Origin of the sequence: Streptomyces sp. NBC_00704 (genome assembly GCF_036226605.1) — a bacterium.
Lineage (GTDB): Bacteria > Actinomycetota > Actinomycetes > Streptomycetales > Streptomycetaceae > Streptomyces.
The window spans coordinates 7,112,759-7,124,521 of sequence record NZ_CP109000.1 but is presented as its reverse complement, the minus strand read 5'-3'; the positions used below and the strand labels follow the sequence as shown (position 1 = coordinate 7,124,521).

The following is an 11,763-nucleotide window of genomic DNA, read 5'->3' as shown; positions in this document are numbered from 1 at the left end:
GTTGCTCGTTCGCTCTTCGGGTAGTGCGTTTGAATGAGCATTGCATGTGAATTGCCTCGGGCTTACTGAAAGAGACTCGTTCGTGACGCACCTCGACGGCGCCGACAACGATCAGGCGAAGGGGCCGGACCACGGTCCTCGGGCCGCCGCCCGGGAGATCGCCGACGCCGTGGAGAGCCTGACGGACCTGTGGACCGTGGCCGCCCAGGAGGCGGCACTGCGGCTGTCCCTGCATCAGCTCAAGGCGCTGCGGGCCGTCGCGGACGCGCCGGGCCTCAACCTCACCGCCCTCGCGGAGCGGCTGGACCTCGGGATGCCGACGGCCAGCCGGCTCTGCGACCGACTGGAGGCGGCCGGCCTGCTGGAACGCGGCACCCATCCGTTCAGCCGCCGCGAGGTGCAGTTGCGGCTGACGCTGCCCGGCCGGCAGGTGCTGAGCGATGTGGCCGGGCGGCGCGCGCAGGCGCTCGCCGCCGTGCTGGGGTTGCTGGAGCCGGCCGACAGGGTCGCGCTGCACCGTGGGCTGCGGGCCCTGCACACCGCCCGCGGCGCCGCGCCGAAGCACCCCGGCCCCGCGGGATCCGCGGGCCCCGCGGATCCCGACCGCGCCTGACCCGGTCCGGGACGTCCCCCTCGGCCGTCAGGTCGCGCCGTCGCGGCCGTGCCAGTCGAGGCAGACGACCGCGGCGTCGGCGGCGAGTTCCCTGCTCCCGAAGTGCTCGATCAGACCGGACACGATGGCGCGCGCGGCTTCGTGCGGGGACTCCCGGCGGGTGGCGCTCAGCGTCTGCCGCAGGGCCCGCTCCCCGAAGGACCCGCCGTCGGCGGCGCGTGCGCCGTGCACGCCGCTGCTGACCACGACGAGCCGGTCGCCCGGTTCCACCCGGAAGGTCTGCTCGTCGTACGGGGTCTCCTCGAACATGCCGAGCGGGAGCTGCGCCTCGAGTTCGATCCGCTCGACGGTGTCGTCGCGCTGGCGGAAGAGCTGGGGCGAACCGGCGTCGACGGCGCGGACGGCGCCGGTTTCCAGGTCGAGCCGCAACAGCAGGGTCGAGGCGTAGGACTTGCCGCCGTACTGGGCGAAGAGGGCCTGATCCGCGAGGCAGGCCTGGTCCGCGAGCCCTATGCCGGCGCGGCGCGCGTTGCGCAGCGCGCCGACGGCGAGGCTGGTGAGCAGGGAGGCCTCGATGCCCTGGCCCATGCCGTCGGTCACGGTGAGGGTGAGGTGGTCGGCGTCGGTCGACCAGTCGAAGTTGTCGCCGCCGACGGTGTAGGCGGGCTCCAGGTGGGCGCCGATCACGTACTCCTGGCGGGCGCAGCCCCGGCCGGGCAGGAGCTGCCACTGCATCTCGGCGGCCAGGGTCAGCCGTCGGGTGCGGCGTGCCTGGAGGTACAGGTCGGTGTCGCGTCCGGCGGTGGCGACCTCGTGGGCGAGGGCGGTGGCGAAGTCGGTGAGCCGGAGCACGATGGCCGGGTCGGTCGTGCTGCTGGGCAGACGGACGGACAGGACGCCCAGCCGGTCGCCGCGGACGGTGAGGGGCAGATGGACGACGTGCGTGGACGGCGAGCCGTCGGCGACCTCGACCACCGGCGCCTGGTCGGTGAAGGCGCGTCCGGCCGGCCCGTCGTGCACGGCGACCGGGGCCGCGGTGTGCGGGAGATGGGTGACCGGTTGCAGCACGCTCAGCGCGTAGTCGGCCAGGAGCAGCGTCACCTCCTGGGCCCCGACACGGTCCGTCAGGAGGCGGCGGGCGGTGGCCACCAGCTCGTGGGGCGCGGCGGCGCGCAGGAGGCTCTCCGCGGACGGCGCCGGTTCAGATGTGTTCACGGCATCCACTCTCTCCCCCTGTTCCCTCCACATTATCGCCATGCACGCCCCGGCCCGACCGCGGGGATGTCCGCGGCCGAGGGGCCCGGCGACCGCGGGGAACCCGCGCCTGACGGGCCCGACGTGCGGCCTCGCCCCCGCCCGTGGGCGCGGCCGGGCGGAGCGGCCGCGCGCCGCCCTGGGGGCGCCTGAGGGGCGGGAGGCCCCGCCCGACGGCTCGCACCGGCCGCCTCGCGGGGCCCGAGCCGGGCGGCCCGTCGCACCCGGCCCGGTCCGCGCGGTGCGGTCCGGGAGCGCGGTCCGCGCGGGCCGGTCGGCGCGGTCCCGTGCGGCTCGGCGCCGTCGTCCGCACGGCGCCGAGCCGCACCGGCGGGACGCTCCGTGTGTCGTCACTGCCGTCCGTGCCAGTCGAGGCAGACCACCAGGGCGTCGTCGTTCGGCGCGGTCCGGCCGCGGTGTCCCGTCAGTTCCCGCAGGACGGCGCGGGGGACCTCGGCGGCCGGCAGCAGCCGGGTCGACAGGATCGCGCGGGCCAGGGCCGTGTCCCCGTACGTCTCCCCTCCGGGGGAAGGGGCCTCGTACACGCCGTCGCTGACGAAGACGAGACGGTCGCCCGGCTCGACCTGGAAGTCCTGCGCCAGATAGTCGGTCTCCTCGAACATGCCCAGCGGCAACTGCGCCTCGAACGCGACCCGTTCGACCGTTCCGTCGCGCAGACGCAGCAGTTGCGGCGAGCCGGCGTCCACCACCCGGGCGTGTCCGGTGGCGAGGTCGAAGTCGAACATGAGGACCGACAGATAGCGGCGGCCCCGGTAGTGGGCGTAGATCGCCTGGTCGGCGAGGGCCGCCTGGTCGGGGAGGGAGATGCCCGCCCGCCGGGCGTTGCGCAGGGCGCTGACCGCCAGGTTGGTCAGCAGGGCGGCCTCGATGCCCTCGCCCATGCCGTTGGACACGTACAGCGTCAGCCGGTCGGCGGTGGCCGACCAGTCGAAGTTGTCGCCGAAGATGGCGTACGCGGGCTCGAGCTGGGCCCCCAGCTCGTACTCCGGGCGCTTGCAGGAACGGCCGGGCAGCAGGTGCCACTGCATCTCGGCGGCCAGGGTCAGCCGGTCCTTGCGCCGTGCCTGCAGATACAGGTCCGTGTCCCGTTCGGCCACGACCACCTCGTGCGCGAGCACGTCGGCGATCTCGGCCAGCTCGGTGAGGCAGTCCCGCGCGTGCTCCTCGTCCGACATGGTCACCGACAGGACGCCCAGCCGGTCTCCGCGCACGGTCACGGGCAGGTGCACGCGCACCTGCCCGCGCGGCAGGGCTTCGAGGTACGACTGCTGGGCGCCGAAGGCGCGGCCGGCCGGGCTGTTGTGCACGGACAGCGGTTCGAGGGTGTCCGGCAGCACGGACACCGGCTGGAGCACGGTCAGACCGTAGTCGGCCATGAAGAGCTCGACCGCGGCCGCCGCGTACTCCTCGCGGAGCACGCGGCGGGCCGCGTCGGGCAACTCGTGGGGCGCCGCCGTACGCAGAGCACGCTCGGCGGTCACGAATCTGTTCACGGTTGTCAATACACCCAATCTTTCGTCGGACGTTCGCAGGGGCGCGCGCAGGTTGCGCGCACGGGGCGCACCGCGGCGTACAGCGCCAGGGGGCAGGGCCCGGTCCGTCGGCGGCCGGTCACCGGCCGCCCTGCGGGCCGCCGGTCATCCCGGCGCCTGCGCGCACGTGACGGCGGATTCCCGCCGCCGCCGCCGTGGGCCGGACGCGGCCTGCCGCGCGGCCGCGGAGTCGCCGGAGGTGTCGGAGGTGTCGAAAACGCCGGAGATGCCGTGGGGGCGGGCCGCCGCGGCGCCCGTCTCGGCGTCGCGGCCGCGTGCGCCGCCGCTCCTCGGGCATCGCGGAAGCGTCGGTCTGCGCACGCTCAACGGGACGCTCGCGTCCCCGCCTCCGTCGGCCGGCCGGCTGTGCGACCGGCCGTGGAGGGCCCGCTCCGACGAGCGGGAGGCGGGCGCTGCGGCCGTGGACCGGCGCGAGGTGCGTCGCCACGTGGGCGGCGGCCAGGGCCGTGCGCGCCCTGCCGACCGACGGGGCCGCCGCGAGAGCGCGCGGGAAGTCGAGCCGCTCGGCGACGCGATGCCGACGCAGACGGAGACATAGACGCAAACGCCGATGCAGACGCAGACGCACGACGACGCCCGGGACGCCGGAAACCGCGCAGCCTGGGCGGCCGACCGGAGGCGTCTCACCTGCCGCCCGCCGTTCGACGCCGGCGTCCGGCGAACGGAGCGGACTCCGCCCACCGCAGCATCCAGATCCCTCCCCCTGCACGTCCGGCCTCCACTTTCTTGCCTCATGACCATAGTTGTCAAACGGCAACTGTCCTGCGGAGCTGTTCCGCTCCGGAGACCGTTTACCCCGTGATGCGGCGCCCTTTGCGCACGAGAGCCGAAACCCGCCGGTTCACGCCTCGCCCCGAGCCCTTGCCCGCCGACTCCTGGCCGCTCCGCGCGCGGCCGCCTCAGGCGATCACGCGGGTGCGTCCGGGAGCGTCGGAGCGGATCACCTCGGCCACCTCGCGCAGATCGTCGTTCAACTGGTGGTCGCGTCCGGGCAACCGGTGCACCCGGGCCCGCGGGATCGCGCGGGCGTAGAGACCCGCGTGCGACGGCGGGGCGGTCTCGTCCGCGAGTCCGTGGAAGACGTGCACCGGGATGCCGTGCGGCAGACGTGCGCCGAGGTCGTCGGGCAGCCCGAACCCGTCGGCCGGCCAGCCGTCCCGGCCGACGAACGGGGCGGCGACCAGCACGACCGCGGCGAGCCGGGCCTCGGGCGGCCGCTCCGCGAGCGTGTGGACGAGGATCGTGCCGCCCACCGAATGGCCGACCACGACCGCGCCGTCCTCCAGGTCCGCCAGCTCGCGCCGGAGGGCCGCGGCCCACCGCACGGGGTCAGGGTCGTCCTCGTCGGGCATGCACGGGTAGCGGATCTCGTACCCTTCGCCGAGCGCTCGCCCGAGGGCCGCGACCAGCTTGTCGTCCCAGGCGTCGTACGTGCCCGCCCCGCCGCCCTGGACGAACAGGATCTGCCGGTTCCCCGCCATGGCGTCCGCCCTCGCATCCTCGTGGTGTCACCGCCTCCCCAGCATCGCAAGAGGGTCCGACAGCGCCACCACAGCGCCACCCGACGAGGTCTGTCCTGGAATATTCAACAACCTGTTCCGGTTGTCCGCGCCGAAGGAGGTCACCAGTGGACACGACCTACGGGACGACGACCGGCGCGAGCGCGTACTACGCCCACGGAACGCAGGCCGAACGGTGGGAGCGGGCCCGGCTGTTCTTCGACGCGAAGGAGTACACCGCCGCCGCGCGGGTGCTCGCCGGGCTCGTCGAGGAGGAGCCGGAGCAGACCGGACCGCGGCTGCTGCTGGCACGCGCCTACTACCACTCGGCCCAACTGCGGCGGGCGGAGGCCGAGTTGCGGACGATCGTCGCACGGGACCCGGTGGAGCACTACGCGCGGCTGATGCTGGGCCGCACCCTGGAGCGGCAGGGGCGGCGCGACGAGGCGGCGCCGCACCTGCGGCTGGCCGCCGCCCTGTCCGGGGAGTTTCAGCAGGGCTGACGTCCGCGCCCCCGCCGCCGGGTACGTCCGCCGCACAGCCGCGGCCCGCGCGGGTCGTCCGCGCGGGCCGCGGCGGGGACGACGGGCCCGGCGCGGAGCAGCACGGTAAGCCGTCGTGGGCGGGCGTGTGGGCGTTGCCGGTGACGGGGTTCGGGGGCGGCCGGGAGGCGGGCCCACCGGACCTGCGGGGCCCGGACCCGCGGGCCCGGACCCCCGACGGTCAGGCCGCCCGGCTGCGGCGGCGGTGTGCGAACTCCCCGAGAACGACGTCCACGACGACGAAGCCCACGAGCGGGATGCCCAGCAGCGGGACGACGTAGCCGACGGCGGCGACCGCCGCCATCAGCGGCACGAGGACGTGCGGCGGGACCTGGGCCCAGGCCCCGCGCGGGACGGGCCGGCCGAAGGAGGAGCCGCGGCCGCGCCGCCACCACATGACGTACCCGAGCACGATCAGCAGGATCAGGGCGAGCGCGAGGAGCATCAGCGCCACCTGGTTGACCAGGCCGAACAGGACGCCGGTGTGCAGGTCGATGCCCCACCGGGTCAGCTTGGCGAGCAGCGGGTGGTCGGCGAAGCGGGAGACGTCGGTGACCTCGCCGGTGGCCGGGTCGACCGCGACGGCGTCCTGCTTCTCGGGCCAGCTGCGCTGCACCTGCTTGACGACGTACGCGGAGGACGCGTCCGCGGGCGGGACGATCTCGACCGGGTCGCCCAGCCCCTCGGCTCGCGCGGCGGCGAGGATCCTGTCGAGCCCCACGCCGTGCCCGGCGTCGCCGCCCGCGCCGGACGCACCGGCGTGGCCCGCGTGGTCGCCGCCGCTCGCGGCCGCCGAGACCGACGGGGTGGACTGGCCGAGGGCGGTGCGCAGTTCGTCGACGTTGGCGCCCGCGTAGGTCGACCAGGTCAGTCCGGTGGCGGACAGGAAGAGGAAGCCGGCCGCGGCCCACGCGCCGACCGTGCCGTGCAGGCCGAGCGCGCGGCGCCGTCCGCTCGTGCCGCGCACCGTGCGCAGGGCGCGGCGGCGGGAGAACCACAGCACGAGGCCCCCGGCCGAGATCACCCCCAGCCAGCTTGCGGCGAACTCGCTGTACAGCCTGCCGCTCTCGCCGAGGTGCAGGTCGCGGTGGAACTCGTCGATCCAGGTGCGCAGGGGCAGTGCGCCGGTCGAGCCGTACTGCTCCAGCGCGCCGCGCACCCGGCCGGTGTACGGGTCGACGAAGACGGCGAGGGTGTGGGTGGCGTCGACTCCCTCGGCGCCCGAGAGCATGACCCTGGTCGTGGCGCCGTCCTCGGGTGAGGGGCGGACGGCCGTGACCGTCCCCTCGGGGTGAGCCTTGCGGGCCGCCGCCACCTGCGCGGAGACGGGCAGTTCGGCAGCGCCGACGGGCACGGTCGTCTCGTGGGCGTAGAGGAGCCTCTCGGCCTGGAACGCGCCCGCGTAGAGGAACCCGGTGACCGCGGCGACCAGCAGGAAGGGGGCGACGCACACGCCGGCGTAGAAGTGCAGACGCAGCACCAGCGGGAGCAGCGGGGCCCACGGGCCGCGGGGCCTCGGCGTGGTATCCGCCGGCCGCGGCGCGTCGCGCGACGGCGGTCCTTCCGGTCCGGCGGCGTCGAGGGCGGGGGCGGTCGGGGGAACGGTGGACATCGGCGGGCTTCTCCGTGGTCGGGGGGGGAGCGAAGAGCCGGCGGGAGCCGCCCGGCGGGGGCTTCCGGGGGCGTTCTTCGGCCGTGACGTCCCAGTAGTCGGGGCGGGACCGGCCCGAGTTCCCGCCGCTTGCGGTGACGCGCGTCACATCGCTTCGGTCTGGGATGCTGGCCGTATGGCAACTCCCCCTCCCCGCGCCCCGCTCGCCGACCGGATCGAGCAACTCCTCGCCCCCGGCGGTCCCTTGCCGATCGTCGCGGCCGGTGATCCCGTGCTGCGGGCGGGCGTCGCGCGGTACGACGGCGAGCTGGACGCGGACCTGCTGGCCCGGTTCGTCGAGGCGCTGCGCGTGACCATGCTCGCGGCGCCCGGGGTCGGCCTCGCCGCGCCGCAGGTCGGGGTGGAGCTGCGGATCGCGGTGATCGAGGATCCCGCGCCGGTGCCGGACGAGGTGCGGCTGGCCCGCGGCCGGGTGCCCCAGCCGTTCCGGGTGCTGGTCAACCCGGTGTACGAGCCGGTCGGTCCGGACCGGGCGGCCTTCTTCGAGGGCTGCCTGAGCGTGCCGGGCTACCAGGCGGTGGTGGCCCGGCACGCCGCGGTCCGGCTGACCGGCGAGGACGAGCGCGGGCGGCCCCTGGACGAGGTGTTCACGGGGTGGCCGGCCCGCATCGTCCAGCACGAGACGGACCACCTCGACGGCCTGCTCTATCTCGACCGGGCCGAACTGCGCTCGCTGTCGTCGAACCAGGCGGTGCTGGATCGCTGGGCCCGGCCCACGCCGGCCGAGGCGGCCGCCGCGCTGGGCTTCCCGCTGCCGTAGGCGCGCCCGCACCGCGCGCGGCCGACGCGGGCCGACGGCTCCCGCGCCGGCCGTCGGTGAACTCCGGTCGGCCGGGCGTCAGTTGTCGCGGAAGGCCTCCAGGAGGCGCAGCCACACCTCGCTGATCGTCGGGTAGGACGGGACCGCGTGCCAGAGGCGGTCGATCGGGACCTGGCCCACGACGGCGACGGTCGCGGAGTGGATGAGTTCGCCGACGCCGGGGCCGACGAAGGTGACGCCGCGCAGGATCTCCCGCTCCACGTCGACGACCATCCGGGCGCGGCCCTTGTAGCCCTCGGCGTACAGGCCCGCGCCCGCCACCGACGACATGTCGACGTCGACGGCCCGCACCCGGTGCCCGGCGGCCTCCGCCTCGGCCAGGGACAGGCCGACGGAGGCGGCCTCCGGGTCGGTGAAGACGACCTGGGGGACGCTCTCGTGGTCGGCCGTGGCGGCGTGCGCGCTCCACGGGTCGGCCCGGTCCAGGGGTGTTCCTGCGGCGCGGGCGGCGATGGCGGCTCCCGCGATCCGCGCCTGGTACTTGCCCTGGTGGGTGAGGAGGGCGCGGTGGTTGACGTCGCCGACCGCGTACAGCCAGTCGGTGCCGTCGACGCGCAGGCTGTCGTCGACGGCGAGCCAGGAGCCGGGTTCCAGGCCGACGGTCTCCAGGCCGATGTCGTCGGTGCGCGGGGCGCGGCCGACGGCGAAGAGGATCTCGTCGGCCTCGACGCGCTCGCCGGTGTCGGTGACGACCACGACGACGCCGTCCGTGCGGGTCACGGACGCCACGGAGGTGCCGGTGCGGACGTCGGCGCCGGCCTCGGTGAGGGCCTCGGCGACCAGTTCGCCCGCGAACGGCTCCATCCGGTCGAGCAGTCCCTTGCCCCGCACGAGGAGGGTGACCTGCGAGCCGAGGGCCTGCCAGGCGGTGGCCATCTCGGTGGCGACGACTCCCCCGCCGACCACGACGAGCCGGCCGGGCGCGGACTGGGCGCTGGTGGCCTCGCGGCTCGTCCAGGGCCGGACGTCGGCGAGGCCGGGCAGGGCGGGCAGGGCGGCGCGGGTGCCGGTGGCGACGACGACCGCGTGCCGGGCCGTGAGCACCCGGTCGCCCACGCTCACCGTGCGCGGGCCGGTCAGTCTGCCCTGGCCGCGGTGGAGGTCGGCGCCGATGCTCCTGAGCCAGTCGACCTGGCCGTCGTCGGTCCAGTCGCCGGTGTACCAGTTGCGGCGGGCCAGGACCGCCCCGGTGTCCAGGGGGCCCTGCACGGCCTCGCGCAGGCCGGGCAGGCGGCGGGCGTCGGCGCGGGCGATGACCGGGCGCAGCAGGGCCTTGCTGGGCATGCAGGCCCAGTACGAGCACTCGCCGCCGACCAGTTCGCTCTCCACGACCGCGGTGGTGAGGCCGGCCGCGCGGGTGCGGTCGGCGACGTTCTCCCCCACGGGTCCGGCCCCGAGCACGACCACGTCGTACAGGTTGGTTTCCGTTTCCGTCATGGGGTCAGTCTGGTGGGTGGTGTGCGGGGTGGCCACACGGGTAGGCGCGCGGAATACGCGAGCGGCCGGCGGCGTTGCCGCGGACGTCTTCACCCCCATGTCAGGGAGCGCCTGGCAGGAAGCACCGGGAAGAAGGATTCAGGTCATGAGCAGCACCGTGGAGCTGACCAAGGAGAACTTCGACCGGACGGTCACCGAGAACGAGTTCGTCCTGATCGACTTCTGGGCGTCGTGGTGCGGGCCGTGCCGTCAGTTCGCGCCTGTCTACGACAAGGCCGCCGAGGAGAACCCGGACCTGGTGTTCGGGAAGGTGGACACCGAGGCGCAGCCGGAGCTGGCCGCCGCCTTCGGCATCCAGTCGATCCCGACGCTGATGATCGTGCGGGACCGGGTCGCCGTGTTCGCCCAGCCGGGCGCGCTGCCCGAGGCCGCCCTCACGGACGTCATCGGGCAGGCGCGCGAACTGGACATGGACGAGGTCCGCCGGTCGATCGAGGAGCAGCAGGCGAAGGAGGCGGCCGACGGCTCCCCCGCGGCCCCGGGCGAGTGAGACCCGGAGCGTCCGCGTAGGCGCATGAGTCCGGGGACCTCGGGGTGTTCTAGAAGGGGTAGGGGGCCACGTCGCCGCGCACGGTCGTCCAGCGCACGTCCGTGAAGGCCTCCAGGTTGGCCTCGCCGCCGAAGCGGGCGCCGGTTCCGGAGGCGGCCACCCCGCCGAAGGGCGCCACGGCCTCGTCGTTCACGGTCTGGTCGTTGATGTGGACGATGCCGGTCGGGATGCGCTCGGCCAGGTCGAGGCCGCGGGCGGCGTCGCGGGTGACGATGCCGAGCGAGAGGCCGTAGGAGCTGCGCGCGGCCAGCGCGGCCGCCTCGTCCGCGGTGGTGAAGGGGCGCACCGGCGCCACGGGGCCGAAGACCTCCTCCGCGTAGGCGGGGGTGTCGTCGTCGACGCCGGCGAGGACCGTCGGGCGGTAGAAGAGGCTGTCGTGGGTGCCGCCGGCGGCGAGCTTGGCGCCACCGCCCGTGCTGGCCTCCACGAGGGCGTGCACCTTGGCGAGTTGGCCGTCGTCGATGAGCGGCCCGAGGTGCACCTGCGCGCGGTGCGGGTCGCCGACGGCGAGGGCGTCGGCCTTGGCCGCGAGGCGTTCGACGTACTCCTCGTAGAGCGAGGCGTGCACCAGGTGGCGGCCGGTGGTCATGCAGATCTGGCCCTGGTGGAAGAAGGATCCCCAGGCGGCCGTGGAGATCACGGCGTCGAGGTCGGCGTCCTCCAGGACGATCAGGGCGGAGTTGCCGCCGAGTTCCAGGTGGGCGCGCTTGAGATGGCGTCCGGCGGCCTCGCCGACCGTGCGGCCGGCCGCGGTGGAGCCGGTGAAGGAGATCACCGGCACGCGCGGGTCGGCGACGAGGGCCGCGCCCGTCTCGGCGCCGCCCGGCAGGACGTGCAGCAGCCCGTCGGGCAGGCCCGCCTCGGCGAAGACCGCGGCGAGGGCCAGTCCGCCGCAGACGGCCGTGCGCGGGTCCGGCTTGAGGACGACGCCGTTGCCGAGCGCGAGGGCGGGGGCGACGGAGCGGATCGACAGGATCAGCGGGGCGTTGAACGGGGAGATCACGCCCACCACGCCCACGGGCACGCGCCGCGTGTAGGAGAGCCGGGGGGCCTCGCTGGGCAGGACCTGACCGGCCGGGCGGGAGGCGAGGGCGGCGGCCTCGTAGCACTCCTGGGCGGCGACGTGCAGCTCGAACTCGGCCTTGCCGGGAATGGAACCGGACTCGCGGACGATCCAGTCGCGCAGCTCCCCGGTGTGCGCGGCGAACAGGTCGCCGGCCCTGCGCAGCACTCCGGCGCGCACGAAGTGCGGCAGGCGGGCCCATGCGGACCGGGCGGCGTGGGCGGCCTCGGCGGCCGGGCCGACGTCCGCGCCGCTCGCCAGGACGACCGTGCCCAGCGAGTCGCCGGTCGCGGGCTCGGTGACGGTGTACCGGGGGCCCGAGAGGGTGCGGGGCTGCCAGTTCTGGGGGTCGAGCAACGGCATGGGGGGCTCTCCGATCGGTGACCCGCGGGACCCGCCCGCTCCCACGCGAAGGACGCGGAGGGGAAGTCCCGTGCGGGTGGCCGCCAGTTCGGCGGCGGCGTGGCGGGATGCGGTGATCCTGCGCAGCCGGGCGGGCTGCATGCGTGAGCGAACGCATCCCCGTCTGGTTGAGCATGCAACATCTTAGTCGCTTCACAGCGGAATCGGAGGTCTCCCGACGCGTACGGCCCCGGTCCCCACGGTACGCGGCACCGCCCGGCCGCGCGCCCCGGACCGGGACGGGCCACTCCCCGACCCTCGGTTCAACTCCCCGGAC

At 75.1% G+C, this 11,763-nt stretch carries 10 protein-coding genes; 4 read left to right on the top strand and 6 right to left on the bottom strand.

What is annotated here, in order from left to right:
• The first annotated feature begins 82 nt into the window (after positions 1–82).
• Positions 83–613 (top strand): MarR family winged helix-turn-helix transcriptional regulator, encoded by a 531-nt coding sequence (locus OG802_RS30915; RefSeq protein WP_329415838.1) that lies wholly within the window; start codon positions 83–85, stop codon positions 611–613.
• A gap of 27 nt (positions 614–640) precedes the next feature.
• On the opposite strand, the gene OG802_RS30910 is transcribed toward OG802_RS30915, so the two are convergent.
• The 3 genes from OG802_RS30910 to OG802_RS30900 form a co-directional block, all read right to left on the bottom strand.
• The gene (locus OG802_RS30910; protein WP_329415837.1) at positions 641–1,837 is read right to left on the bottom strand and encodes a PP2C family protein-serine/threonine phosphatase; all 1,197 of its coding nucleotides are present in this window, start codon (positions 1,835–1,837) and stop codon (positions 641–643) included.
• A gap of 380 nt (positions 1,838–2,217) precedes the next feature.
• On the bottom strand, positions 2,218–3,381 hold the full coding sequence (locus OG802_RS30905; RefSeq protein WP_329415835.1) for a PP2C family protein-serine/threonine phosphatase: 1,164 nt from the start codon (positions 3,379–3,381) through the stop codon (positions 2,218–2,220).
• 959 nt (positions 3,382–4,340) lie between these two features.
• The gene (locus OG802_RS30900; RefSeq protein WP_329415833.1) at positions 4,341–4,922 is read right to left on the bottom strand and encodes an alpha/beta fold hydrolase; all 582 of its coding nucleotides are present in this window, start codon (positions 4,920–4,922) and stop codon (positions 4,341–4,343) included.
• Positions 4,923–5,068: 146 nt separating this feature from the next.
• Here OG802_RS30900 and OG802_RS30895 point away from each other — a divergent pair, with 146 nt between their 5' ends.
• A complete protein-coding gene (locus OG802_RS30895; protein ID WP_329415831.1) occupies positions 5,069–5,443 on the top strand; it encodes a tetratricopeptide repeat protein in 375 nt (124 codons plus the stop codon).
• 220 nt (positions 5,444–5,663) lie between these two features.
• On the opposite strand, the gene OG802_RS30890 is transcribed toward OG802_RS30895, so the two are convergent.
• Positions 5,664–7,094 (bottom strand): PepSY-associated TM helix domain-containing protein, encoded by a 1,431-nt coding sequence (locus OG802_RS30890; protein ID WP_329415829.1) that lies wholly within the window; start codon positions 7,092–7,094, stop codon positions 5,664–5,666.
• Positions 7,095–7,269: 175 nt separating this feature from the next.
• On the opposite strand from OG802_RS30890, the gene OG802_RS30885 reads away from it, so the two are divergent.
• Positions 7,270–7,914, top strand: a complete 645-nt coding sequence (locus tag OG802_RS30885; protein ID WP_329415828.1) for a peptide deformylase — start codon at positions 7,270–7,272, stop codon at positions 7,912–7,914.
• 78 nt (positions 7,915–7,992) lie between these two features.
• Here OG802_RS30885 and OG802_RS30880 read toward each other — a convergent pair whose 3' ends face one another.
• A complete protein-coding gene (locus OG802_RS30880; RefSeq protein WP_329415827.1) occupies positions 7,993–9,411 on the bottom strand; it encodes a dihydrolipoyl dehydrogenase family protein in 1,419 nt (472 codons plus the stop codon).
• A gap of 145 nt (positions 9,412–9,556) precedes the next feature.
• Between OG802_RS30880 and trxA the strand changes: the two genes are divergently transcribed.
• Positions 9,557–9,961 (top strand): thioredoxin, encoded by a 405-nt coding sequence (trxA, locus tag OG802_RS30875; RefSeq protein ID WP_329415825.1) that lies wholly within the window; start codon positions 9,557–9,559, stop codon positions 9,959–9,961.
• A 49-nt stretch (positions 9,962–10,010) separates the two neighbouring features.
• Here trxA and OG802_RS30870 read toward each other — a convergent pair whose 3' ends face one another.
• Complete coding sequence (locus OG802_RS30870) at positions 10,011–11,447, bottom strand: aldehyde dehydrogenase family protein (RefSeq protein ID WP_329415824.1); 1,437 nt, start codon at positions 11,445–11,447, stop codon at positions 10,011–10,013.
• Between the last annotated feature and the right edge of the window lie 316 nt (positions 11,448–11,763).